This window comes from Loigolactobacillus iwatensis (assembly GCF_003950295.1).
GTDB lineage: Bacteria > Bacillota > Bacilli > Lactobacillales > Lactobacillaceae > Loigolactobacillus > Loigolactobacillus iwatensis.
Genome location: NZ_RHNP01000004.1, coordinates 114702 through 141485 on the forward strand (window position 1 = coordinate 114702; position 26784 = coordinate 141485).

Here is a 26784-nt window from a genome sequence, read left to right on the forward strand (position 1 = left end):
AAGTTGTATAATAACTAGTAAAGGATTGCTGGCATTAGCTTTGTCTAATTGCTGGATTATTCTTGCGAAAAATACAGGAGGTTTCATTTAATGGCAAAAGAACATTATGAACGAACAAAACCCCATGTTAATATTGGTACGATCGGCCATATTGATCACGGGAAAACAACTTTAACAGCAGCAATTACAAAGGTATTAGCTGCTAAGGGCTTAGCTAAAGCCGAAGATTACGCAACAATTGATTCAGCTCCCGAAGAACGTGAACGTGGTATTACTATCAACACTGCTCACGTTGAATACGAAACTGAAAAACGTCATTATGCTCATATCGATGCTCCAGGACATGCTGATTACATCAAGAACATGATCACTGGTGCCGCTCAAATGGATGGTGCTATCTTAGTTGTTGCTGCAACAGATGGTCCTATGCCTCAGACACGTGAACATATCTTACTTGCTCGCCAGGTTGGTGTTGAATACATCGTTGTTTTCTTAAACAAGACTGATTTAGTTGATGATCCAGAATTAACTGATTTAGTTGAAATGGAAACACGTGAATTATTATCAGAATACGATTATCCTGGTGATGATATTCCATTTATCCGTGGTTCTGCTTTGAAGGCTCTTGAAGGCGACAAAGACGAAGAAGCACACATTATGGAATTATTGGATGCTGTCGATGATTATATCCCAACTCCAGAACGTAATAATGAATTACCATTCTTAATGCCCGTTGAAGATGTATTTACGATCACTGGTCGTGGTACAGTTGCTTCTGGTCGTATCGATCGTGGTATGGTTAAAATTGGTGATGAAGTTGAAATCCTTGGCTTAGAACCAGAAGTTCTTAAGTCTACTGTTACGGGTCTTGAAATGTTCCGTAAGACATTGGATTATGGTGAAGCTGGCGATAACGTTGGTGTCTTGCTTCGTGGTGTTAACCGTGAACAAGTTGTCCGTGGTCAAGTATTAGCTAAACCAGGTTCAATCAAGGTCCATGATAAATTTAAGGGCCAAGCTTATATCTTAAGCAAAGAAGAAGGCGGCCGTCATACACCGTTCTTCTCAAACTATCGTCCTCAGTTCTATTTCCATACAACCGATGTTACTGGTGTTATTACTTTGCCAGAAAACGTTGAGATGGTTATGCCTGGCGATAACGTTGAATTCTCAGTTGATTTAATTGCACCAGTTGCAGTTGAAAAAGGTACTAAGTTTACTGTTCGTGAAGGCGGACGTACTGTTGGTGCCGGTGTCGTAACTGAAATCGACGAATAAATTTCAAATTTTTGGCACGGGAATTTTTTCCGTGTCTTTTTTTTATCAAAAAATAAGTAAATTAGCGATAAAACAGTGCTTTTTTGGTTAGAATGATTTACAAGACTGGTGAATTACGTTAAAATCATAGAGTATGCAATTGATAGCTAATTGTGAAAATAAGAATTTCGGAGGAAAACTAATGGCAGCAAAATGGGAAAAAAAGGACGCCACTACTGGCGAATTAACTTTTGAAATTGATCAAGAAAAAATTAACGAAGGTCTAAATAAGGCATTTGATCGCGTTAAGAAAAATTTAAACGTACCTGGCTTCCGTAAAGGCAAAGTATCACGCCAAGTCTTTAACCATATGTATGGTGAAGCAGCCTTATATGAGGATGCTTTGAACATCTTATTACCTGATGTTTATCAACAGGCCGTTGACGAAGCGAAGATCGAACCAGTTGATCAACCAAAAGTTGACGTTAAGAGTATGGATAAAGGTAAGCCTTGGGTAATTACCGCTCAAGTAACTGTTAAACCAGAAGTTACTTTAGGCAACTACAAAGGTTTAGCTGTTCCAGAACAGGACCGGACAGTAACTGATGATGATGTTGAAAAGGATCTTGAAAGTAAGCAACAACAACAGGCTGAATTAGTCTTAAAAGAAGATAAGCCAGCTGAATCAGGTGATACGGTTGTTATTGATTATAAAGGGACTGTTGCTGGCGAGGCATTTGACGGTGGTTCGGCCGATAACTATTCTTTAGAATTAGGTTCTAACTCGTTCATCCCTGGCTTCGAAGATCAATTAGTTGGTCATAAAGCTGGCGAAGACGTTGAAGTTAAGGTCACTTTCCCTAAAGACTATCAAGCAAAAGATCTTGCCGGCAAGGATGCAATCTTTGCAACTAAGCTTCATGAAGTTAAGGCAAAAGAATTACCTGCACTTGATGACGAATTTGCCAAGGATGTTGACGAAGACGTTGATACTTTAGATGAATTAAAGGCAAAAATCAAGAAGGATTTACAAGAAAAGAAGGATGATTCTGCTACTGAGGCCATTCAGGATGCGGCTATTAAGCAAGCTGTTGATAATTCTGAAATCCAGGATGTCCCTGAAGCAATGGTTAATGAAGAGGTTCAACGTCAAATGGATCAGTATCTTAGCAATATGCAACGCCAGGGAATCGACCCTAAAATGTACTATCAATTGACTGGTACTTCTGAAGACGATCTAAAGAAACAATTTAGTTCAGATGCTGAAGAACGAGTTAAAACTAATCTTGTTCTTGAAGCAGTCGTTGCGGCTGAGAAGATTGAACCAACCGAAGATCAAATTAACGACGAAATTAAAGATTTGGCTAGTGAATACAGTATGGAAGAAAAACAAGTTCGTAGTTCTTTAACTGATGATATGCTCAAACACGATATCGCAGTTAAACAAGCAATCGAATTGATCACTGATTCTGCTAAGGAATCAAAAGATGTTAAAGCACCAGTTGATGATGAAAAGGCAGATAAATAGGTTTTAGTTGAAAGCGGGGCTTGCCCCGCTTTTTATTAACAGTAATATTTTAGGGCCAGGTAGTAGGCAAGACCGAGAATATTTGAGTAATCCAAACAAAGGAGAACTCGAAGTAAGCTATTTTCTTTACCCTTGGCCTGGATTATGCTAAAGTTTACCAGTGTTCAGCGAATAATTTTATTCGTGAATGTTGCGTTAAAATATGAATAGAAACGAATAGGGGTTGATAAATGTGTTTGATAATACAGAAACTGAAGGCCCTGTTAATTGCTCTTTTTGTGGAAAATCACAAGACCAAGTTAAAAAAATTGTAGCGGGTCCAGGTGTCTATATTTGTAACGAGTGTATTGATTTATGTAAAGAAATTATTGATGAGGAATTTCAGGATGAGGCTTATAGCGATCTACTTGAGGTTCCAAAACCAGTTGAAATTTTGTCTATTTTAAATCAATATGTTATTGGTCAAAATGAAGCAAAAAAAGCCTTAGCAGTTGCTGTTTATAATCACTACAAGCGGGTTAACCAAATGGAAGTTGCTGAAGAAGGCGATACTGAATTACAAAAGAGTAATATTTCCCTCATTGGACCAACTGGTTCTGGTAAAACTTTCTTGGCCCAAACATTGGCTAAGATCTTAAATGTTCCTTTTGCAATTGCTGATGCAACGACATTAACTGAAGCTGGCTATGTAGGTGAAGATGTTGAGAACATTTTATTGAAACTTTTGCAGAATGCTGATTATGATGTTGATAAAGCACAAAAAGGAATCATCTATATTGATGAAATCGATAAAATAGCTAAAAAGTCTGAGAATGTTTCAATTACCCGGGATGTTTCTGGTGAAGGTGTGCAGCAAGCACTCCTGAAGATTCTTGAGGGTACAATTGCAAACGTTCCACCGCAGGGCGGTCGAAAGCACCCACAACAAGAATTTATTCAGGTTGATACAACCAATATTTTATTTATAGTTGGTGGCGCCTTTGACGGAATTGAAAATATCGTTAAGGAACGTTTAGGTGATAAAGTAATTGGTTTCAGCGGTCAGGATGCACAAAACTTTGATGAATCAAAGAGTTTGATGCAACAAGTTATTCCTGAGGATTTAATGAAATTTGGATTAATTCCTGAATTTATTGGTCGAATTCCAATTATGGCGGCCTTAGAGAAGTTAACTGAAAATGATTTAGTTAAAATCCTAACCGAACCAAAGAACGCTTTAGTTAAGCAATACACTAAGCTATTGTCGTTAGATAAAGTTCAGTTAGAATTTAAGCCCGATGCCTTACACGCAATTGCTCATGAGGCGATTGAACGTAATACTGGCGCACGGGGATTACGCTCAATTATTGAAGAGGTCATGATGGATATCATGTTTGACCTACCTAGTCGTGATGACGTTTCTAAAGTCATTATTACTAAAGACACGGTTAATGGTTCGGGAAAACCGCAATTGGTTTTAGCGGATGATCAAAAGGCCTCTTAATGCTAATTAGGACGTGTTTTAAAGGACAATTAGTGCTTGAAATAGTACATTAATGTCGTCAATTGAACATTGTCTGAGTGGTTATATAACGGGCACTAGCAAAAATGTAGTCCAAAGACTAATTTTATGGGTAGTATGTCTTATTGATTAGACAACACCAATAGAGTTCTAAAGTCTTTTGGACTGCTTTTTTTTCGACTCTATTTTGTGTTAGAATTAAAGGCAGTGTTTTAGAAAGCGAGGGGTTATCATGCACGTTCAAGACGTAGAATTGGTAATTAGTGCGGTAGCGCAGAGCCAGTATCCAGACGATACATTACCTGAAATTGCATTAACGGGACGATCGAATGTGGGTAAGTCGTCATTAATCAATAAATTAATTAATCGCCGCAAAATGGCGCGAACTTCTGGGACACCAGGTAAAACACAGACCCTAAACTTTTATCGCTTAGATGAAAAGTTATATTTTGTTGATCTTCCAGGTTATGGATACGCAAAGGTATCAAAAAAAGATCGTGAAAAATTTAGTCACATCATTGAAACTTATTTACAAACGCGTACTAAATTAAAAGGGGTTATTTCGCTGATTGATGTTCGCCACGAACCATCTGAGGATGATAAGGCAATGTACAACTACCTTAAATATTATGGTATTCCAGTTTTAGTTGTGGCAACTAAAGGAGATAAGGTTTCGCGCGGTAAGTGGAATCAGCGGGAGAGTCAGCTAAAAAGGGCACTTGATTTAAATCAAACTGATGATTTTGTTATTTTTTCTAGTCAGACGGGGATTGGATCCGATAAAATTTGGCAATGGGTCGGCGAACAGACGGAAGTGGAGGTAGACTAATGGAGTTTAATGAATACCAAAAACTAGCTAATCGGACATTACTTGGTAATGAACAGGTCCTAACTAATTGTGCTTTAGGGTTGGCCAGTGAGAGTGGTGAAGTGATTGATTTAATCAAACAATATACCTTTCATGGTGAAGAATTAAATCAAGAAGAGTTAGTCAAAGAGATGGGTGACGTTTTATGGTACTTGTCACAAATTGCTCAGTGGGCAGATATTCCCTTTGAGGATATTGCTAAGGATAATATTACTAAACTAAACGATCGCTATAAAAAAGATTGATTGATCGTAGTTAGGCACAGAATCTAGACTTTTGGCGCACGTTCTAGAATAATGATCGGAAATAGAAATAGGCTAGGACTTCTGTCCTAGCCTATTTCTTTATTTTTCTAGCCAGCCGCCATCAATCGGAATAACTGTACCATGGATATAATCGGCTTCAGGGCTGGCCAAGAAGCGACTTAAATTGGCAACTTCTTCCGGCTTGGCCCAACGTTTTGCTGGTGTTTGTTCGGCCACTGATTTGGCCATGGTACCAGCACCAGTAAAGTCGGCTTGGTTCATTGGCGTATCAATTGCTCCTGGAGCGATACAATTAGCCTGAATGCCTGCAGCCGCGTAATTATAATCTAATTGTTTAGTGTAACCAATAATAGCGTGTTTGGCGGCCGTATAAGCGGCACCACCGCCACCAGCGACTAGACCAGCAATTGAGGCCATGTTTACGAAAACACCAAATTGATGTTTCAACATTTGCGGTAGTACTTGGTTAGTTAATAGAAACTGACTTTTCAGATTAGTTAACATGACGTTATCCCAATCCTGGCTTGTTGTTGCTAGTGTTGTGGCATAGTGATCTAAAATTCCCGCAGTGTTAAACAGGCTGTCGATATAACCAGTCCGTAGTATTTGTTGAACTGTTCGCTGTAGCTCACTTTCAAGCCGCAGATCGCAACGGTAGTAGGTCAACTGTTGTGGACATTTGTGTTGCAATGATTGGAATGACGCATTATCCTGTTGGTCAATGGCGTAGACGTGGACGCCAAGTTTTAATAGTAGCTTAACTTGGGCCAAACCAATTCCGGAAGCGGCCCCAGTAACGATAATGTGACGTTGAGTCCAATCTGGGTAAGTCCTCATTCGACTAATTGCCAATCATCAGCCAAAACATCGCAAGAAGTTGGTTGGAACATTGAAAGTGTAGGGGCCTCATTTGTTTTAATTAATAAGTAAGGATTAATTTCTTCACCTTGATATTGATCGTGACTCACCTCAAAAATATATAATTCCGAACCACCCCAGCCCGTACGGATTGCCTTTTTACCTTGTTTAATTTTGGGCAAAATTTCTTCAAATGTCATGTTTTACCTCCAAATAAAATTGCTAAAAATAGTGCGGGATTAAGGTTGACGTAAATTACCTTTAATCCCGCACTAATTATATCATTATAGATTTTAATACAACTAAGTTTTTATATTGAGACCAAATTATTTTTTAGAAGTTGGTTTTTTTGGCTTATCTTTTTTTGTCGGTTTTGGCTTATCTTCAACGGGTACTTTGGGATCAATAGCAAATTTATCGAAAAGTTCATTTAGACTATTATCTTGCTTAATGGTTAAACCCATGAACATCATCCTTTCTGATTTATACTCATTGTAACAAATTTTACCGAAAATACTACTATTTAGCTAAGATACAAAACTAGATTGAATATATTAATATTTTTATGCACTAATTAGATTATTTTGGTAAAAGTATTGCATAAAAAATCATTTGTGGTTATAATCGAATCATTGATTAAAAAGATTGGAAGAGGAGCGCGTATGAAAAAATTTTTTGTTTGGCTTGGCCTTGTGCTGGGACTCGTCGTAACTCTGGCCGGAATTAGTGCCCAGCCTGCTCAAGCGGCTGATAATTCACTGGCTCGGGTTAAAGAAAAGGGAACCTTAGTGATGGGGACTAGTCCTGATTACCCACCTTATGAATTTTTAGTTAATCGTAACGGCAAGGAACGTGTTGTTGGGATGGACGTTGACATTGCCAAAAAGATTGCTAAGGATTTGGGTGTGAAGCTAGTCATCAAACAAATGAGTTTTGACTCATTGTTAGTTGCCCTAGAAACAAATAAAGTTGACATGGTTGTCTCAGGAATGTCACCAACACCCGCTCGGGAAAAGAGTGTTGATTTTTCTAAAGTTTATTATAAAGGCGGTCAATCCATTTTAATTAATAAAACGGATAAAGGACTTTACCACGACAAGAATTCATTTATCAATAAGGCCGTTGGTGCACAAACCGGGAGTATTCAATATAGCCTTGGTAAAAAACAAATTAAGAACTCAACAGTTAAGGGTCTCGACAAGATTAGTGATTTAATTCTGGCCTTAAAGAGTCATAAAGTTGAAGGGGTTATTATGGAAAAGCCTTCAGCTCAGGCCTACGTTGATAATGATAAGAGCCTCACCATGATTAACGGGAATTTCAACCTTGGCAAAGGCGAAAATGATACTGCAATTGGTTTCCGCAAGGGATCAACATCATTAGTTAATGAAGTTAATAAATCCGTTGATCAAATTGATAAACAAGGCTTAACCAAGGATTATTTAAAAGACGCCGGTTCTTACATGAAGACCAATACCCATAACACAACTATGTGGCATTATGCTGGTTACTTTGCTAAAGGGGTTGGCTACACATTACTTATCACTGTAATTAGTGTCTTCTTTGGTATTTTACTGGGAATAATCTTTGCTTTAATGCGTTTAAGCAAAAATAAGTTGTTACATGGTTTAGGGGTTGCCTACATTGAATTCGTTCGGGGCACACCATTAATGATTCAGGTTATGTTCGTTTACTTTGGGATTGGCTTGTTTATTAATATTCCGGCTTTGACTTCTGGTATTATTGCCGTATCGTTAAATTCAGCGGCCTACGTTGCCGAAATTATTCGGGGCGGGATTAATTCTGTTGCCAAGGGGCAAACTGAAGCCGCTCGTAGTTTAGGGCTTAGTAACACCCAGACTTTCCGGAGTGTTGTCTTCCCCCAAGCATTGAAGAATATCTGGCCTGCATTAGGTAATGAGTTTGTTTCGCTAATTAAGGAAAGTTCGATTGTTTCTATTATTGGGGTTACCGATTTAATTTATCAATTAAAGGCCGTTCAAACTGCTACCTATAAGGGTGTTGCACCAATTATTGTCGCAATGATCTTATACTTCATTATGACCTTTAGTTTATCGAAAGTACTGAACCATTACGAGAGGAGTATGCGTCATGACTGATATGATAAAAATTGAGGACTTGAGCAAGAAATTTGGTGATACCGAGGTTTTAAAGGGCCTTAACGGTAGCGTCAGTAAAGGCCAGGTAATTTGTGTCATTGGGCCATCTGGTGGCGGTAAAAGTACCTTTCTCCGGTGCCTGAACTTATTGGAAAAACCAACTAGTGGCAAAGTTACTTTTGAAAGTAATGAATTAACTGCTTTAAATGAAGGCCAATTAAATGAATTACGAGAAAAAATGGGAATGGTTTTCCAAAGCTTTAACCTATTTGCTAATATGACAGTTATTGAAAACGTTAAGTTAGCACCAGTTAAGGTTAAAAATATGAGTGATGATGAGGCAAATAAGTTGGCGTTAAGCCTTCTGGATCAAGTTGGTTTACAGGAAAAGGCGGATGCTTACCCGGCAAGCCTATCCGGTGGTCAACAGCAGCGGGTAGCAATTGCGCGTGCCTTGGCAATGAATCCTGATGTAATGCTTTTCGATGAACCGACTTCCGCGCTTGATCCAGAAATGGTTGGCGAAGTTCTGAAGGTTATGCAGGATTTAGCCAACGATGGGATGACGATGGTTGTAGTGACCCATGAAATGGGTTTTGCTAAAAATGTTGCTGATCAAGTTTGGTTCATGGATGGCGGTGTTTTTGCCGAAAAGGGAACACCAGATGAAATTTTTGAACATCCTAAAAATGAACGGACTAAAGATTTTTTGGCAAAAATATTAGAGGCTTAAAGCAGCAAGTAACTGGAACAGAAGTCGTTTTTGGCACACGTTCTAGCGTAACGATCGGAAATAGCAAGCGGCCAGGACAAAAGTCCTGGCTTCTTTTTGTTTCCGAACATTACGCTAGAATGTGCGCCAAAAGTCTGGATTCACGTGCCTAACTACAGCCAATTCAATAACCATAGTACGGTTATTGAATTGGCTTACGTTACGCAGTAAATCCAAAAGCGACCTTTGTCCCACTCCCTTGCTATTTTGGTTAAAATTAAATTAAGGACGTTTTTTAGGCCAGTAACTTGCAAAATACGTTAATCGCGCTAAACTATTATAGCGAACATCTGTGCGAAATTAATGCGGAATAAATAGAAAGGATGTTTTGGATGGCTTCAGAATATCTTGAACATAAATTGGCGTTATTGCCGCCGTTACCGGGTTGCTACTTAATGAAAGATGAGGACGGCCATATTATTTACGTTGGTAAGGCCAAAAATTTAAAGAATCGTGTTCGTTCTTATTTTAAAAGCAGCCATGAGGGTAAAACGGCACGTTTGGTTGAAACAATTCGTGATTTTGAAACGATTATTACCTCAACGGATAAAGAGGCCTTTTTACTTGAAATTACCTTAATTCAAAAACATCAGCCTTACTTTAATATTAAATTAAAAAGAGGGACGGGCTACCCGTACATTAAAATTACAAACGAACGCGACCCCCATATGCTGATTACTGGCGAAATTAAAAAAGATGGCGGTTATTATTTTGGACCGTACCCCAATGTTTATGCTGCTGACGAAACGTTACATTTTTTGCAAAAGGTCTATCCATTGCGGCGTTGTTCTGGCCGCCAAAAACGCCCTTGTCTGTACTATCATATGGGCCAGTGTCTTGGTGCCTGTTTTCGGGAAGTACCTGTGGAAGAATACAAGGCGCAAATTAAGCGAATTAAAAGCTTCTTAAACGGCAATGTTGCAACGGTAAAACGTGAGCTACAACAGCAAATGACTGCTGCTGCCACTGAGCTAAAGTTTGAACGGGCGGCGGAATTACGGGATCAGCTAAAATATATTGAAGCAACGGTGGAAAAGCAGAAAATTATTTCCAATGATAATACACCTCGGGATATTTTTGGGTATTACATGGATAAAGGTTGGTTGTCGGTTCAAGTCTTCTTCATTCGGCAGGCACGCCTAATGAAACGGGAGAAGCGTTTATTTCCTTGCGTTAACACACCTGAAGAAGAATTAGAAAGCTTCATACTGCAGTTCTATAATCGAAAAAATAAAGTACTGCCGCGAGAAATATTAGTTCCTAAGGGCATTAACCAAAAGGTATTGGCCGATATCCTAAAAGTTCCGGTACGAACGCCGCAGCGTGGTCAGAAGCGTGATTTAATGGATATGGCCAACAATAATAGTCGTTTGGTTTTAGAAGAAAAATTTCGTTTAATGGAATTAGACAATTCACATTCAGTTGGTGCCGTTCAGGAGTTAGTGGATGTCTTGCACATTGAATCGGCCCACCGAATTGAGGCCTTTGATCATTCGCATATTCAAGGCACTGATCCAGTTTCGGCAATGGTTTGTTACATTGATGGTAAGCCAGCCAAAAAAGAGTACCGTAAATACAAATTGAAAAATGGTGATGGCGGTAACGAGGCCGAGAATACCCAAGAAGTGATTCGCCGGCGTTATAGTCGCTTATTAAAAGAGGGCCGTGATTTACCGGACCTTATTCTAATGGACGGTGGTGAAATTGAATTACACGCTGCTAAGGAAGTTTTAGAGGATGAACTTGATATTGATATTCCAATTGCTGGGATGGTAAAAAACCAACACCATAAAACGGCCTCGTTAATGTTTGGTCCGCAGGATAAAAAACTTGATCTTGATCCTAAAAGTGAAGGCTTTTATCTATTACAACGGATTCAAGATGAGGTCCACCGCTTTGCAATTACTTTTCACCGCCAATTACGTGGAAAACATTCTTTGAGCTCGCAGCTCGATGTTATTCAAGGTGTTGGACCAAAAACGCGAACTAAGTTACTTAAAGAATTTGGGTCGTTGAAAAAAATCAAGTTGGCAACGGTGCCGGAATTGCAAAAAATTGGCATTTCAAAAACGGTTGCCCAGACAATTAAACTATCGCTACAGTAATCGGGAAAGTGGTTGATCAACAGTGTTTAAACAAGTGATATTAACAGTTGGGTTAAATTGTTTATTAGTAATTATTGTCCCAACGATTTTTGCAATGATATTAACTTTCTTTAATCGTAGTAGTAAGCAAATGTTGGTTAGTCGATTTGGTTTTCGTAGTCAAATTTATTTTGGTTGGCTTGGAATTATTAGCCATGAGTTAAGCCATTTGTTAGTGGCCAAACTATTTCATCATCAAATTATTAGTGTCAAACTGGTTAGTTTACGGCCAACAGATGCAACTTTGGGCCACGTGGAGCACCAATATAATGCCAAAAGTTGGTACCAAAATTTAGGTAACTTTTTTATTGGAATTGCGCCAATCTATGGTTGTAGTTTAATTTTACTAGGTCTTGCTAGTCTCATTTATCCAGAGCTTTGGTCGTTATTGCGACTTGACTGGCCGGCATTAGATTTTACTCAACTGCACCAATTATTATGGCAAATTATTAGTCACGGACAGTATGCGCCTTGGAAATTACTTGTTTATTTTTTATTGGCGACGCAAATTGTATTTGGTGGTTTTGACCTTAGTCACCAGGATTTTCAAGGAAGCTTGCGGGGCATATTACCCTTGGTTCTTGTTCTTAGTTTGTTAGCTCTTGGAGCAGTGCTGGTTCAACTGCCGCTTGTTGCGATTTTAACTACGGTAACGTTAATTTTTGGAACTTTACTAGGCTATGCCGTCATTCTAAGCTTTTTCTATTGGCTGCTTTTACGGTTGATTACGCGGTAAAGTGACATTGGTTAAAATATTTGGCGCACAAAAAAAGTTGGAAAATTTATTTTTCCAACTTTTTTTATATTTAGGCTTAATCATTTTTTTTAACTGGTTTCCATAAGCCAAGGATAATACCAGCAACAATAGCACCAATGGCTACTGATAGCAGGTAGAAAACCCAGTGACTAGCTAATGGTGTTACCCACAGACCACCGTGGGGAGCAGGAACACTGACGTGCCATAATTGGCTGAGGCCACCGCCAAGTGCGGCACCGATGACGCTAGAAGTAATAACGTGCAAGGGATCTGAGGCAGCAAACGGAATTGCACCTTCAGTGATAAAGGAAATACCAAGAACGTAATTAGAAATACCGGCCTTACGTTCGTCTGGTGTAAATTTGTCACCCCAGAAGGTGGTTGCAATGGCCGTTGCTAGTGGTGGCACCATTCCGCCAACCATAACGGCAGCCATCATCTTACCGTCACCAGTGGCACTATAAACACCGATTGCAGTTGTATAAGCAGCTTTATTAAATGGGCCCCCCATATCAATTGCCATCATACCACCGAGAACAGCACCGAGAACAACGGCGTTACCAGTTCCCATACTCTTTAAGAAACTAGTTAAAGCATGATTAATGACTGCAAAGACTGGATCAACCGCGAAGAACATGATGGCACCAACAATTAGAAGCCCAAGAATCGGGTAAAGAATCATTGGTTTTAAACCATCCAGCGACTTTGGCATATTCCGAAAAACGTGTTTTAACCAAACAATAACGTAGCCGGCAATAAAACCAGCAGCAATCCCACCTAAGAAGCCGGCAACACTTGTTGTTTTAACAACACTAGCGGCAGCGGTATTGGCCATGAAACCACCAACAAACCCGGGCATTAAGGCTGGCCGATCACCAATTGACTCAGCAATGTATGCGGCCAAAACTGGTACCAAGAAGCCAAAGGCCCAAGTACCAATCCCATTTAGAAAAGTGAAGGTCACGGATTTTGGGCCAACGGATTGTTCAACCATAAAGGAAATGGCCATTAAAATCCCACCGCCAACGACGAACGGTAACATATTTGAAATACCATTCATCAAACTAGCGTAGATCATGCTCCAAGCTGATTTGCCCTCACCGGAATCGTCATTACTAGCTTCAGTGTTTCCGCTAGCGTGGAAAATTGCTCCTTTATCAGCAAGTGTCTCGTTAATCAATTCCTCGGGCTTTTTAATGCCGTCAATAACCGGTCGATTTAATAAATGTTTGCCATCAAAACGATCCATGGCAACTTTTTTGTCGGCAGTAATAATAACACCCTTAGCACGTTCAATATCATTAGTTGTTAGGCGATGTTTAACACCTTCAGAGCCATTGGTTTCAACCTTGATATCAACGCCCATTGCCTCGGCTTGCTTCTTTAAAGCGGCTTCGGCCATATAAGTGTGGGCGATACCCGTTGGACAAGCAGAAACAGCAACGATAAATGGTCGTTCACTAGTAGAAGTTGTTGGTTGAACTTGCGTTGTCTTTTGGGCCTCTGCATCAGCTTCTTGTTTATCCTTTGCTTCTTTTGCAGTTTGAGCATCCGCAAATAATTTTTGTACGTCATCTGGTGTTTGGGCTTTTTTCAAAGCCGCAACTAAATCGGGATTAATCAATAAACTGGATAGGGCGGCTAGGGCCTGCAAATGAGTATTATTTGCGCCTTCAGGGGCAGCAATCATAAAGAATAATTGAACTGGTTGACCATCTAAGGCGTCAAAATCAATTCCCGCATTACTTTTTGCAAATAAAACCGTTGCTCGGGTAACGGCCTTATTCTTAGCGTGGGGCATTGCGATACCATCGCCAATCCCCGTGGTTGATTCGGCTTCGCGCTTTAAAATATCTTGTTTATACAGTTTTTCATCCGTAATAATACCGTGTTCGTAGTACTGATGAACCATTTCATTAATGGCTTCAACTTTTGTTGTTGCCTTCAGGTCCATTATCATGACATCTTTTAGTAAAAGTTCACGAATATCCATGTTTGGCACTCCTTTTTAGTCGTCACTAATTGGTGGCGTAATTATCTAGCTTTTGTTTTATAAGTTAATTGTTGAATTATAAGGATTGGTCCGATGTGAAATGGGCTAAGCATAAGGGGTAATCTTAATTGTTTGCTTAACTTCGCTAATTTTAGCCTGATCGGCCAAATCTTCAGAAAAGGCCGTTGCGCTCCCACAAGCCAAACCAGTTTTGAAACTGGCCAAGGGATCTTGTGTCTGACTGTAGGTACCAACAAAACCGGCAATCATCGAATCACCGGCGCCAACCGAGTTTTTAACGGTTCCTTTCAGTGCAGTTGATTTATAAACGGCCTGGGTCGTGATTAGAAAAGCACCTGCACCAGCCATTGAAATTAAAACATTCTGGGCACCCAGCGTGAGTAATTTGCGCCCGTACTTAACAATGGCCTCATCATCATCTAAGCTCACGTTGAAAAGTGCGGCCAATTCATGATGATTAGGTTTAACCACTAAAGGATGTGCGGCTAATGTGTCTAATAAGGCCTGTCCTGTGGTATCAATCACAAATTCGGCACCCTGTTGTTGAATTAGCGGAATCAGATCACGATAAAAACTAACGGGAAGACTGGGAACTAGGCTGCCTGACATTACAACAACGTCACTAGGTTTTAATTGTTGAAATTGGGCCTTAAAACTAGTAACGGCTGCTGGCGAAATAGCTGGTCCTTGACCGTTTATCTCGGTTTCTTCCGCAGCCTTAATTTTGACGTTGATCCGGGTGTCATCGCTAACGGAAGTAAAGTCAGTCTGTAATTTTTCATGGGCAAGGTAATGTTTAACAAAATCGCCGGTAAAACCACCTAGAAAGCCCCAGGCCACATTAGGAATATTAAGTTGTTGTAAAATCCGCGAAACGTTAATTCCTTTGCCGCCGGGCAATTTGGTGTCGTAGGACATTCGATTTACCTGGCCTAATGTGACCTTAGGTAATTGAACGATGTAATCAATTGATGGATTCACCGTAATGGTATAAATCATTTTGTAACCTCCTGTACGGTTGTTTGTTTTTCGAAATTCAGACGATCCTTTTGGCTAATATGATCAGTGATGATGGTACCCTGAGCTAAATTAGAAATTTTAGCGAAGGAAACTTGGTTGAATTTAGTGTGATCCGCTAGAAAAAAGGTACTAGCTGCCTGCTGTAATGCCGTGCGTTTAACGGCGGCCTCGTCAGGATCTGGTGTTGTGTAGCCAAAACGAAGGTGAATGCCGTTGGTACCAAGGAAGGCCTTATTGAAGCGGTATTCCTTTAAGGCAGCGACACTTTCAGAGCCAATCACCGCTTTGGTGACATTTTTAAGTTGGCCACCTAAGAGAAAACAGCGAATATCATAATCAGCCAACAATGACGCGTGGTTAACACCGTTAGTCACAACGGTTAAATTTAAACTCTTTTTTAGGTAAGGGATCATTGCTAAAGTTGTCGTGCCGGCATCTATAAAAATAACGTCCCGCGGTGCCAGAGAGTTTGTTGCCAAACGAGCTATTTGATCTTTTTCGTGAACGCTTTGGTTGGATTTTTCACTGACCGCAAGTTCAGTTTGTAATGTTGCCGCACGCTTGGCACCACCATGAACACGCACTAAAAAGCCAGCTTGTTCCAAAATTTGTAGATCACGACGAATGGTTGACTCGGATGCAGACGTTTGGATCATTAAGTCCTGTGATTTAACAATATCATGTTGTCTTAACGTCATTAAAATATATTGGTGCCGTTCCTCTGTAAGCATTTTCTCACCCCTGCAGAACTTAATTTACCACCAAAATCATTCAAAATCAATCTTTTTTATTCATAAACGTTCAAAAGCGTTTAAAGCGGTCAATAACGAAGCGTACATATGTTTCGTTTTCTATGGACAAATAGCCGTATTTTCTTTACAATGGGAAAGATACAAACACAGGAAGGGAGGGGCTATAACTTGTTTATTGATCAAGTTAAGATTACAGCGCGCGCCGGTAAAGGCGGCGATGGTATGGTAGCTTTTCGACGGGAAAAATTTGTACCACTTGGCGGACCTGCCGGTGGTGATGGTGGTCGCGGCGGTAATATTACTTTGCGCGTTGATGAAGGTTTACGAACCTTAATGGATTTTCGATATAAACATATTTTTAAGGCTCAAAATGGTGAGCGAGGTATGAACAAAGGAATGACTGGCCGTGGTGCTAAAGATACCTTTATTAGCGTGCCGCCGGGTACAACTGTTCGGGATGTTGAAACGGACGCTCTTTTAGCCGATCTCACTGAGAATGGACAAGAGGTCATTATTGCCAAAGGTGGCCGTGGTGGCCGCGGAAATATCCATTTTGCCTCACCAAAAAATCCGGCACCAGAAATTTCTGAAAATGGCGAACCAGGCATTGAGCGCCAGGTTAGTTTAGAATTGAAAGTGTTAGCCGATGTTGGTTTAATTGGCTTTCCTTCAGTTGGCAAATCAACTTTATTGTCAGTCATTACTAGCGCGAAACCCAAGATTGGTGCCTATCAGTTTACAACTTTGGTTCCAAATTTAGGAATGGTTAGTTTAGATGACGATCGGAGCTTTGCAGTAGCGGATATGCCTGGTTTAATTGAAGGAGCTTCAAATGGCGTTGGACTTGGAATTGAATTCTTACGCCACATTGAACGTACCCGCGTTTTACTTCATTTAGTTGATATGAGTGGTGTAGATGAACAAGATCCATTTGCGGATTTTGGTAAAATTAACCGTGAATTAGAAAAGTATGATCCTAGCTTATTAAAACGACCACAATTAATTGTGGCAACTAAAATGGATATGCCAGATAGTGCCGAAAATTTAGAAAATTTCAAGCGTAAATTGGCAGAAACAACAGCTAAAGATACAGCAATTTTTCCAATTTCGGCACTCACACACCAAGGATTAACCCCATTACTACAACAGGCGGCAGATTTACTAGATGAGACTCCAAGCTTTCCACTGTATCAGGACGAAGAACCGGCAGCCGAGAAATTATATGAATATAAAGCGGATCAACCTGATTTTACGGTTACTAAGGATGAGGAAGGTACCTTTGTTGTGGCCGGCGAACGTGTTGAACGGCTTTATAAGATGACTAATTTAGATCGTGATGAGAGCCTTATGCGTTTTGCCCGGCAGATACGTGGGATGGGTGTTGATGACGCACTACGACAAAATGGCGCTAAAAATGGTGATTTAGTATCAATTCTTGATTTTACATTTGAGTTTGTTGAATAATTATTATTAGTTGAATGATGAAAGAGAATTGGAACGAAAGGGGCGGCGCTAGTGGTCGTCAAATGTTGAATTTTTAAGTTTGTAACAGCAATCTGAATTTTTCCTTTTCAGCGTTAATTCATGCTGTTATATATAAGATTGCTTATGCTAGCAGGCTTAGATTTAACGGCCTTTTATTTCCTACTATTGACTATTTGATGTATATGATTAATTGAGGCTTATAAATAAATGGAACATAAAAAGAGACTGGCAAATAGTCGCTATATTACCGGACTTAGTGGTTTGCGTACCTTAGCAGTGGTGGGCGTTATTTTATATCATTTAATTCCCTTTACTGTTCCAGGTGGCTACCTAGGCGTTGTAATTTTTCTTGTTTTAACCGGTTATTTAATTACTGATCTTCTAATCCAAGAGTGGGAACAAAATGGCAAAATTGATTTATTAGGTTTTTATCGGCGGCGAATAACGCGGCTTTATCCGGCATTAGTTGCCATGTTGTTTTCAACGGCGGCTTATATAACTTTATTTCAGCGCCAGTTATTGAATAACTTACGAGGCATTATGGTTAGTAATCTTGGTTACTTTTATAATTGGTGGCAGATTACGCATGGCCAATCCTATTTTGAACGGTTTGCTAACAATGAATCTCCCTTTACGCATTTATGGACGTTATCAATTGAAGGTCAGTTTTATTTAATTTGGCCTTTTATTATTGTTGGACTGATCCTCTTTGTTAAGAAGCGGCGTAAAATGGCCGGATGGTTATTCGGCCTTAGTCTACTTTCTGCGGGCCTAATGGCATTTCTATTTGTGCCGGGACATGATCCCAGTCGAGTTTATTATGGAACTGATACTCGTTTTTTTGCGATTTTAGTTGGTGCAGCACTGGCTGTTATTTGGCCTAGCACTCACCTTAAGGCTGAGGTGGCACGAGCACAGCGCCTATTACTGGATGCTATCGGAATTGTGACATCAATTTTAGTGATTGTTCTATTTTTTACGCTGCCAGCACAAAGTACTTTTCTTTATCGTGGTGGTATGTATTTGTTCACAATTGTTATTGCTTTATTGACGGCAGTAATTGTTAATCCAGCGGCTGATCTAAATCGTTTTTATACGAATCGAGTGTTTACTTGGGTCGGTCAACGTAGTTATGGAATCTATTTGTATCAATTTCCAGTGATGATTTTCTACGAGAATCAGGTTAAAGATATCGCGAATTCTCCTGTGCTTCATGGTGTGATTCAGTTAATTTTAATTCTTTTAATCAGTGAATTATCTTATCGATTAATTGAACGACCGTTTAGTCACTTTAAGTACCGGCACTTTTTAAGTTTCATACGTGAATTTTTCCAGCGACGTTCAATTTATGGTCGGCGTAGGTTGCTTATTATTCCGGCAATTGCAATTTTTGGGGTTGGGATGATCGGGTTTGTTGTTGCGCCAAGTGGTGCGGCTAAAACATCAAATCAGTTAACAAAGAATATCAAGCACAATGAAATCGCGAATTCAAAGAAACGGTCATCTCTACTGGCAGAAGCACAGAAAGCGAAAAGTGGGTCATCCTCTGGCCCGACCCAGTCGTCAACTGAGTCTGCAAAAAGTATTGATACAAAATTGGCGGCAAATTTAACGCAAAAACAAGTTAGTCAGGCGCAAGATTTAAACGTAACGGCTATTGGTGATTCAGTTATGTTGGACGGTGGTGATACCTTACAGCAGATTTTTCCTAAGATGCTTCTGGATGCCTCAGTTGGTCGTCAAGCCGATACTGCTGTAAGTCTCCTTCAAAGTTACGCGGCAAAGGGTGTCTTAGGTAATATTGTTTTAATTGGTTTGGGAACGAATGGCCCATTTACCGACCAGCAGTTAGATCAAATTATGCGAACGTGTGGTGCCAAACGCCAGGTTTACTGGATCAATGTTCGCGTACCGACCAGAAGTTGGCAAAATTCGGTTAATAGATCTTTAACTGCAGCCAGTGGGCGCTGGCCTAATTTGAAGATTATTGATTGGTATAAGGAAAGCAATCAGCACAGTGATTGGTTTTATGATGATCAAGTCCACCCGAACGCGACGGGAAAGGAACACTACGCTAATTTTGTGGCTCGTTCGATTATGCAATCAAATGGACAACACTAACGATTGGGCAACAGATTTCAAGACGTACATGATTAAAATATTTGAAGGTGTAGCTGGGAGTTATGGCAAAATTTACTTTTTTTGTCACAACTCCTTAGCTATTTAGTGCGGTTGTTTAAAATAAAAGAATTGCAGGAAGTTATAAAATTGCCTACAATGAACGTAATATAAAGAAATGGATGAACAAATCATGGAATTAGAATTTCTAGGAACAGGCGCTGGGTCTCCGGCCAAATTTCGTAATGTTACGAGCTTGGCCCTTAAGCTATTAGATGAGCGAAATGCTGTCTGGTTATTTGACGTTGGCGAGGGCACACAGCAACAAATTTTACGAACAACAATTCGACCACGTAAGGTTGAAAAAATTTTTATTACTCACTTACATGGTGACCATATTTTTGGTTTGCCTGGTTTTTTAAGTAGCCGTTCCTTTCAGGGTGGTGAGAGTACCCTAACAATCTATGGTCCCCGGGGAATTCGTGATTACGTCATGACGAGTTTACGTGTTTCCGAAACTCATTTAAGCTATCCACTTAATTTCGTTGAAATCACTAAAGAAGGAACACTTTTTGATGACGCAACTTTTCGCGTGGAGTGTCTGCGCTTAGATCATCGAATTGCAAGCTATGGTTACCGGGTAGTTGAAAAGGATCATCCAGGTGAATTATTAGTTGCAAAATTAAAAGAATTGGGTGTGCCAGCAGGGCCGCTTTATGGTCAGTTAAAAGCGCGGAAAGATATTACTCTGGCTGATGGCACTTTGTTACACGGGCCAGACTTTATTGGAGCTGCACAAAAGGGTCGCATAATCGCCATTTTAGGTGATACGCGCCTGACCAAAAATAGTTATAAATTAGCCAAGGATGCTGATGTATTAGTACATGAAAGTACTTTTAGTAAAGCTGAGGCCAAGATGGCAACAAACTACTATCATTCAACCAGTGCTCAGGCTGCTGATGTTGCAAAAAAATCTGGCGTTCAGCAATTATTATTGACCCATATTTCGGCGCGTTACGTTGGTAAAATGGCTTTGAATCTTCAAGAAGAGGCCCGAAAGACTTTTTCGAATACGCGTGTGGTTAAAGATTTCGATCAAATTAAAGTACCCCTGCGAAATTAGAGGTGGTAGAAATGAAAAAAAACTTGTTAAATCAGGTTATTTTAATAACAGGAGCATCAACTGGGCTAGGTGAGCAACTCGTTTATTGTGCGGCTCAGCGTGGAGCAACTATTGTGGCCTGTGCGCGTAATCAGGCTCGTTTAAGCCAGGTGATTAAAAGGGCTCATCAACTGTCAGGTCGACCGGCCTTTAGTTACGCGGTAGATTTAAGTGATCCTGAACAGATCGAACAATTAGTTGCGACAGTAACAAAAAAAGTTGGACCGATTACTGTTTTGATCAATAATGCTGGGATTGGTCAATTTGAAAATGCACTAGATATTAAATTGTCCATTATGGAAAAGATGTTCCGAGTTAATACTTTAGGTGCAATCTATTTAACCCAATTAGTTGCTCTACAGATGGTTGCTTACCACCAGGGAACAATTATTAACGTTGCTTCACAGGCAGGAAAAATTGCGACACCCAAGGCCAGCGTTTACGCGGCTTCGAAAGCGGCCTTAATTGCTTACAGTAATTCATTACGTTTAGAGCTACGACCGCGGAATATTTGGGTAACAACGGTTAATCCAGGTCCGATGGCGACTGATTTTATAAAGAAAGCAGATCGGTCAGGAAAATATGCGCAGTCCGTAGCAAAAATTATGCTTGATCCAGAGCGTTTTGCCCGCCGGATTATTGCTAGTATTGGCCGTGGAACCAGAGAAATTAACGCACCCGCGCCTATGGAAGTTGCTGCGCGTCTTTATCCGTTGTTTCCAGAGTTAGGTGACTGGCTTGTTTCTCGGCCAGTGTTTAATCGAAAATAGGTTGATACTTTTTCTAACTAATTAGTAAAGGGAGGTAGTAAGATGAAAAATCAATGGCGGTTAATCTTAATTTTACTGCTCGTTCTTATTATTGTTAGTTTTGCCGTTTTAAACGTAGCTCCAGTGGTTGTTAACTTTGGTTTTGGCACAACTAAATGGCCGTTAATCTTGGTTATTATAGTTGCACTATTGTTAGGTGCGTTGATTACAGTTCTGGTTTCAACAACTAATTCATTAGGCGTTCGGCGCCAACATAAGGCCTTGACGAAGGAAAATGCTGAATTAAAACAATCAGTGCAAAAACAAGTTGCGGCTAAAACTAAAGATTTTAAAGATCAATTGGTTCAAAAAGATAATCAAATTAAAACGCTAAAGGCGCAAATTGCTGAGACTGAAGCAACCGATTTAGCGGCCAGTGAAAGTAAACCAACCGATAAAATTCAGTAACTATTTAGTAACTAAGGTGTGGTTAGGGTTAGCTGTTAATTTTAGCTAATCGCTAATCATTTTTTTTGCTCTTTTATTCGTGGGCGAGTTTGCTATAATAGTCTGGTTGGGAGTGTGAACGAATGATAAAATCCAGTTACCAGTGGCAATTGCGCCCTGAGCCGGATGCAACAGCGGTAAAACAAGTTGCTGCAGAGAATCAATTAGATGAGCGCCTCGCAAAATTATTAGTTAGTCGTGGATTAACTAAGGCAACTGAAATTAAACAATTTTTAGAACCAAGTTTAGAACAATTAAACGATCCGTTGGCCTTAGGTGAGATGCCAAAGGCCATTGAACGAATTCAGCAGGCCATTATGGCTAATGAAAAAATCACGGTTTATGGTGACTATGACGCAGATGGTGTTACCAGTACTAGTTTAATGCTAGAAACATTGGAGTCCTTAGGAGCTAACGTAACGATCTATATACCAGATCGCTTTAAAGAGGGTTATGGCCCTCATGTTGCTGCATTTGAAGCGTTAGCGGATGGCGGAACCAAGTTAATTATTACAGTTGATAATGGGATTAGCGGAGTGGATAGCATTGCTGCCGCTAAGGCCAAGGGTGTGGATGTCATTGTTACTGATCACCATGAGTTACCGCCTAAGTTACCTGATGCCTATGCGATCGTCCACCCGCGGTTACCAGGTAGTCATTATCCTTTTCCAGACTTGGCGGGTGTCGGCGTAGCCTTTAAGGTTGCGACGGCCCTACTAGAGGAAGTCCCAGTTGAAAGTCTTGATTTGGCAGCAATTGGAACGGTTTGTGATATTGTTTCCTTAACTGGAGAGAACCGTGTCTTGGTGGCATTAGGCTTACAACAATTACAACAGTCACCACGGCCGGGTATTTCGGCACTTTGCGAGGTTGCAAAATTAAAACAAACGACATTGGATGAGCAATCAATCGGGTTTGGGATTGGACCGCGTTTAAATGCTTTGGGTCGTCTAGGAGACGCTAAGGATGGTGTTAAGCTATTAACAACGTTTGATCCAGATGAAGCGGCGCAATTAGCTAAATTTGTTCAATCACAAAATGAGCGCCGCCAAAATTACGTTAAAGTTATTTATGATGAAGCAATTAAATTGGCCACGACGCCTGAAAATACGGTGAAACAAACTTTAGTCTTGGCACACGAAAATTGGCATGAAGGTGTCTTAGGTATTGTAGCTAGCCGAATTGTTGAAAAAACGGGTAAGCCCACTTTAGTATTGAATATTGAAAATGAACAAACCGTCAAAGGATCTGGCCGTAGCGTGGCGGGTTTTGATCTATTTGCGGCACTTAATACCAATCGTGAACAAATGACAACCTTTGGCGGTCACCAAATGGCTGCTGGGTTAACCCTGCCAAAGTCTGCTCTGGCAACCGTCAGTGCCGGTTTAGAAGCGGCGGCCGTGAAGCAGGATTTAGCTCACCAGGGGGCTGCAGATTTAACAGTTGATCTCAAACTAACAGTTGATGAAGTAACATCAGATTTATTGGCCGGTTTTAAAAAATTGGCACCTTTTGGGACGGATAATCCAACGCCATTACTTGAATTAACACCGGAAAAGCTAAGCGATGTTCGGGCAATAGGTGCGGATAAAACGCATTTAAAATTAAAACTTTGTGGTGCAAATAATCAGTTAGATGCGATTGCTTTTAGAATGGGCGGTTACGTTGATGATCTTGTGGCGGCCGATCAAGTCACAGTCGTTGGTGAATTAGGGGAAAACGAATGGCAAGGTAATGTTAATTTACAGCTAATGGTTAAGGATTTGGCCAGTGCGGGTATTGAAATTATTGATAAGCGAACCTCGCACTTAACTACGCAGTTATTTAGTTATCAGGGGACCTATGTTTTCTTTAATACCAAGTATAGTCAACGTTTGAAGCCTTATATTGAACCGACTAATCAGATTGTATTAGCTAGCGAAGCGACTACGATAACAGATGATACCCTTATTTTAGTTGATGCGCCGGTTAATTTGGCCGATTTAACAACATTACTCAAAAGGGCACATTGCACACGAATTATTGCGCTTTTTTACACACAACGGCCAGTTTATTTGGATGGCATGCCAACTCATCAACAGTTTGGCCGGTTATTTAAGTTTGTATTGAGCCACAAGAATGTTGCTATTCGCACTGAATTAAAGGCCATTGCGCGCCATTTGCAATTAAAAGAGGCAATGTTAATTTTTATGATTCAAGTGTTTTTTGAATTAGGATTTGTTAAAATAGATGATGGCGTTATGAATGGTGTTGCGCATCCAGATAAGCATGCGTTAACGGAAGCACCTAGCTATCAACAACGTGAACAAAAAATGAAATCTGAATCCGTTCTGATTTATAGTAACTACCCAGATCTGAAAAGCTGGTTTAAGCAGCAACAAGATCTTGTTTAAGGAGCGAAAAGAATGTCAGTGAATTTACGGGACTATATTGCGAGTGTTAATGATTTTCCGGAAAAAGGTGTCGTTTATCGTGACATATCGCCATTGATGGCCGATGGTGTCGCGTATGCGCAAGCAACGGACCAGATTGCGGCGTACGCAAAGGACAAAGGTGTCGAAATGATTGTTGGACCAGAGGCCCGGGGGTTTATTGTGGGCTGTCCAGTGGCTTATAAACTTGGGATTGGTTTTGCGCCGGCCCGAAAAAAGGGTAAGTTACCTCGACCAACAATTTCGGCCAGTTATGGTTTAGAGTATGGTCGTTCAACTTTATACTTACACACGGATGCCATTAAGCCAGGGCAACGAGTTTTAGTGACCGATGACTTATTGGCAACGGGCGGTACAATTGCGGCAACAATTCAGCTAGTTGAAAAGTTAGGCGGTATTGTAGTCGGAACGGCCTTTTTAATCGAATTAAAGGACTTAAAAGGCCGTGAAAAGATTAAAGATTATGATATGTTGGCCTTGATGGATTTCTAAATAATAAAGATTCGGGCGAACGATACTTGTTTATTACAAACCAGTGATTGGGAAAAATTAGTATTACTGGTCTTAGTGAGCTTGTTTAGAAGATAATAGAATGGCCACCGTCAATAGTTAAAGTTGACGGTGGCCATTCTATTTTTTTAAAATTAAACAATGTTTGCTGGGAGGATACAAATACGAGTAAGGTATTGAAACTGATTACTTAGTTGTTACGCGGTATTGACGTTGATGATTAGCAATACCCGCTAAATAATAAGTTGCTTGCTCATAAGCGGTATCGAGCTCAACGGAGGAACCATTCGTTGGCAACTGGGTGTTAAACAGCCGTTCATAGGTTGCCAAATCCACTTCTTGCCGCTTATTTAATGCCTGTCGTTCGGATTCTTTTAGTAGAGCGTCCTTAAAGTTGCCTTGTAAGATACCCGTGAAAAATTCGCTGACAGCACCTGAACCATAGCTGAATAGACCAATTCGGTCACCTGAGTGGAGCGTTGTTGTATTTTCTAAAAGGGAGAGCAAACTGAGATAAAGCGATCCCGTATAAAGATTGCCAACGTCCTGGTTGTAGCCGCGTGAATCTTCGAAATTGGCCTTTAGTTGTTCTTGTTGTGCCTCACTGGCTTCAGGCAAGATAGTTCGCAAGGCTTTCAGACCCATTTTAGTGTAAGGTAAATGAAACGCAAAGGCCTGAAAGTTGGCAATCGTCATGCCCGTTTGTGTTTTGAAACGATTAAAAACATCTTGGAAAAAATCGACGTAGACGTTACCGGAGTAATGCCCATCTACCATTGCTTCAGTGGCATAATTTGGTCGCCAAAAATCCATGACGTCTTCGGTCATAACCGTACTGGTGTCTTCTAAGGCCAGAATACGGGGATTGGCACTGACAATAAAAGCGGCAGCACCGCCACCTTGAGTTGGTTCACCAGGAGTATGCAATCCATAGCGGGCAATATCACTAGCGGTGACCAAAACTTTTTTATCAGGGTGTAAGGCAACGAAACCACGTGCAAATTGAAGGGCGGCTGTTGCTGAATAACAAGCCTGTTTAACTTCAAAGGCGCGAACACTTTTCGGTAACTTGAGTAATCGTTGTAAGTAGACTGCTCCTGATTTAGATTGGTCAATTCCTGATTCTGTTGCAAAAATAATTGTATCAATTTGTTGCCTAATTTCTGGTGTTAGTAGCTTGGCCGCAGCGTTGGCCGCCAAAGTGACACTATCTTGGGTCGGCGGGATGACTGCCATTTTACGTTGGCCAATCCCGATTAAATATTTATTTGGATCCTCGTTGCGGGCTTTAGCTAATTTAGCCATGTCAATAAAATAATTAGTTGTATAAAAACTGAGTTGATCGATACCAATTTTCATAACGCAACTCCTTTAGTGTTTTTTTGTTTGCTTCGTTTTTTGTTGCTTAGCCTGATTGTGCTGGGCCGTTTGTAGCGTTAAATAAATCACAATGATGAGTAAAATTAAGGGAATCAAAGTATGGTAGGGAAGCAACCACAACATAAAAAAAGCGGCGATTCCTAAGATATTGGCTAACATCATTGCCGGTATTTGTAGGGCGTGAAAATAGGAGTTAAGGTGTAGCAGAATACCTAACCAACAAAGCCAAACTAATTTACTAGTCATTTCCGTTAAGCCCGCGTTAAAAGTGGCGAAGCCTAGTAGATGTTGTAAGGGCGAAATAATTATCGTTAGGCTTGCAATGATGATTTCTAATAATAAAAGGCAAACAATTAAACAGTCATATAAACCTGGTAGTTTTAACGGGGAAATTTTCATGCGGTCGAACTCCTTATTGGACTTAACTAATGATGAACTATTTTTAGTATAACCAAATTTGAGTGTGTTCGCAGTATTTCTAATTAAAATTAAAGGAATTATGACTTTTAAAATTTAATTGGTTGGTTGGAAAGGGTATAAACAACCGGTAAATTAGTTTTGGGAAGGTTCTTGTAAAAATGGCT

Annotated in this window: 24 protein-coding genes; 16 read left to right on the forward strand and 8 right to left on the reverse strand. The window is 40.2% G+C overall.

From position 1 onward, the window contains the following. The first annotated feature begins 90 nt into the window (after positions 1-90). From tuf to EKM98_RS02340, 5 genes are all read left to right on the forward strand, one after another. The gene (tuf, locus tag EKM98_RS02320) at positions 91-1278 is read left to right on the forward strand and encodes an elongation factor Tu (protein WP_125980314.1); all 1188 of its coding nucleotides are present in this window, start codon (positions 91-93) and stop codon (positions 1276-1278) included. 181 nt (positions 1279-1459) lie between these two features. Continuing rightward, positions 1460-2785: a trigger factor gene (gene tig, locus EKM98_RS02325; RefSeq protein ID WP_125980316.1), complete on the forward strand. Its 1326-nt coding sequence runs from the start codon at positions 1460-1462 to the stop codon at positions 2783-2785. A gap of 232 nt (positions 2786-3017) precedes the next feature. Further along, positions 3018-4268: an ATP-dependent Clp protease ATP-binding subunit ClpX gene (gene clpX, locus EKM98_RS02330; protein WP_125980318.1), complete on the forward strand. Its 1251-nt coding sequence runs from the start codon at positions 3018-3020 to the stop codon at positions 4266-4268. A gap of 250 nt (positions 4269-4518) precedes the next feature. Then, positions 4519-5115, forward strand: coding sequence for a ribosome biogenesis GTP-binding protein YihA/YsxC (gene yihA / locus EKM98_RS02335; protein ID WP_125980320.1), 597 nt, complete (start codon positions 4519-4521; stop codon positions 5113-5115). Then, on the forward strand, positions 5115-5399 hold the full coding sequence (locus EKM98_RS02340; RefSeq protein ID WP_125980322.1) for a nucleoside triphosphate pyrophosphohydrolase family protein: 285 nt from the start codon (positions 5115-5117) through the stop codon (positions 5397-5399). Before yihA ends, EKM98_RS02340 begins: the two co-directional genes overlap by 1 nt. A gap of 99 nt (positions 5400-5498) precedes the next feature. Here the strand turns inward: EKM98_RS02340 and EKM98_RS02345 are convergent, their stop codons facing one another. The 3 genes from EKM98_RS02345 to EKM98_RS12040 form a co-directional block, all read right to left on the reverse strand. Continuing rightward, on the reverse strand, positions 5499-6257 hold the full coding sequence (locus tag EKM98_RS02345; RefSeq protein WP_125980323.1) for a 3-oxoacyl-ACP reductase: 759 nt from the start codon (positions 6255-6257) through the stop codon (positions 5499-5501). Continuing rightward, positions 6254-6478, reverse strand: a complete 225-nt coding sequence (locus EKM98_RS02350) for a DUF2829 domain-containing protein (RefSeq protein WP_068224722.1) — start codon at positions 6476-6478, stop codon at positions 6254-6256. The genes EKM98_RS02345 and EKM98_RS02350 overlap by 4 nt, the downstream gene beginning before the upstream one ends. A 126-nt stretch (positions 6479-6604) precedes the next feature. Then, entirely contained in the window at positions 6605-6742 is a 138-nt protein-coding gene (locus EKM98_RS12040) for an SPJ_0845 family protein (RefSeq protein WP_164512648.1), read from the reverse strand. 198 nt (positions 6743-6940) lie between these two features. On the opposite strand from EKM98_RS12040, the gene EKM98_RS02355 reads away from it, so the two are divergent. The 4 genes from EKM98_RS02355 (at position 6941) to EKM98_RS02370 (ending at position 12050) form a co-directional block, all read left to right on the forward strand. Continuing rightward, positions 6941-8398, forward strand: coding sequence for an ABC transporter substrate-binding protein/permease (locus tag EKM98_RS02355; RefSeq protein WP_125980325.1), 1458 nt, complete (start codon positions 6941-6943; stop codon positions 8396-8398). 1 nt (position 8399) lies between these two features. Then, positions 8400-9131 (forward strand): amino acid ABC transporter ATP-binding protein, encoded by a 732-nt coding sequence (locus tag EKM98_RS02360; RefSeq protein WP_125980374.1) that lies wholly within the window; start codon positions 8400-8402, stop codon positions 9129-9131. Positions 9132-9502: 371 nt separating this feature from the next. Further along, a complete protein-coding gene (gene uvrC / locus EKM98_RS02365; protein ID WP_125980327.1) occupies positions 9503-11275 on the forward strand; it encodes an excinuclease ABC subunit UvrC in 1773 nt (590 codons plus the stop codon). A gap of 22 nt (positions 11276-11297) precedes the next feature. Next, positions 11298-12050: a hypothetical protein gene (locus EKM98_RS02370; protein WP_125980329.1), complete on the forward strand. Its 753-nt coding sequence runs from the start codon at positions 11298-11300 to the stop codon at positions 12048-12050. 76 nt (positions 12051-12126) lie between these two features. On the opposite strand, the gene EKM98_RS02375 is transcribed toward EKM98_RS02370, so the two are convergent. From EKM98_RS02375 to EKM98_RS02385, 3 genes are all read right to left on the reverse strand, one after another. Continuing rightward, a complete protein-coding gene (locus EKM98_RS02375) occupies positions 12127-14064 on the reverse strand; it encodes a PTS fructose transporter subunit IIABC (protein ID WP_125980330.1) in 1938 nt (645 codons plus the stop codon). A 105-nt stretch (positions 14065-14169) separates the two neighbouring features. Continuing rightward, positions 14170-15084 (reverse strand): 1-phosphofructokinase, encoded by a 915-nt coding sequence (gene pfkB, locus EKM98_RS02380; RefSeq protein WP_125980332.1) that lies wholly within the window; start codon positions 15082-15084, stop codon positions 14170-14172. Then, positions 15081-15836: a DeoR/GlpR family DNA-binding transcription regulator gene (locus tag EKM98_RS02385; RefSeq protein ID WP_125980334.1), complete on the reverse strand. Its 756-nt coding sequence runs from the start codon at positions 15834-15836 to the stop codon at positions 15081-15083. Before EKM98_RS02385 ends, pfkB begins: the two co-directional genes overlap by 4 nt. 189 nt (positions 15837-16025) lie before the next feature. On the opposite strand from EKM98_RS02385, the gene obgE reads away from it, so the two are divergent. From obgE to EKM98_RS02420, 7 genes are all read left to right on the forward strand, one after another. After that, entirely contained in the window at positions 16026-17321 is a 1296-nt protein-coding gene (gene obgE / locus EKM98_RS02390) for a GTPase ObgE (RefSeq protein WP_125980336.1), read from the forward strand. A 228-nt stretch (positions 17322-17549) separates the two neighbouring features. Continuing rightward, entirely contained in the window at positions 17550-19463 is a 1914-nt protein-coding gene (locus EKM98_RS02395; protein ID WP_125980338.1) for an acyltransferase family protein, read from the forward strand. A 190-nt stretch (positions 19464-19653) separates the two neighbouring features. Next, entirely contained in the window at positions 19654-20583 is a 930-nt protein-coding gene (gene rnz, locus EKM98_RS02400; protein ID WP_125980340.1) for a ribonuclease Z, read from the forward strand. Between the two features lie 11 nt (positions 20584-20594). Then, a complete protein-coding gene (locus tag EKM98_RS02405; RefSeq protein WP_125980342.1) occupies positions 20595-21392 on the forward strand; it encodes an SDR family NAD(P)-dependent oxidoreductase in 798 nt (265 codons plus the stop codon). A gap of 42 nt (positions 21393-21434) precedes the next feature. After that, positions 21435-21839 (forward strand): LapA family protein, encoded by a 405-nt coding sequence (locus EKM98_RS02410; protein ID WP_125980344.1) that lies wholly within the window; start codon positions 21435-21437, stop codon positions 21837-21839. A gap of 122 nt (positions 21840-21961) precedes the next feature. Further along, positions 21962-24271, forward strand: coding sequence for a single-stranded-DNA-specific exonuclease RecJ (gene recJ / locus EKM98_RS02415; protein WP_225418510.1), 2310 nt, complete (start codon positions 21962-21964; stop codon positions 24269-24271). Between the two features lie 12 nt (positions 24272-24283). Beyond that, complete coding sequence (locus EKM98_RS02420; protein ID WP_125980346.1) at positions 24284-24802, forward strand: adenine phosphoribosyltransferase; 519 nt, start codon at positions 24284-24286, stop codon at positions 24800-24802. 204 nt (positions 24803-25006) lie between these two features. On the opposite strand, the gene EKM98_RS02425 is transcribed toward EKM98_RS02420, so the two are convergent. Beyond that, the gene (locus tag EKM98_RS02425; protein ID WP_125980348.1) at positions 25007-26179 is read right to left on the reverse strand and encodes a hydroxymethylglutaryl-CoA synthase; all 1173 of its coding nucleotides are present in this window, start codon (positions 26177-26179) and stop codon (positions 25007-25009) included. A 12-nt stretch (positions 26180-26191) separates the two neighbouring features. Further along, positions 26192-26599 (reverse strand): hypothetical protein, encoded by a 408-nt coding sequence (locus EKM98_RS02430; protein ID WP_125980350.1) that lies wholly within the window; start codon positions 26597-26599, stop codon positions 26192-26194. Positions 26600-26784 lie beyond the last annotated feature (185 nt).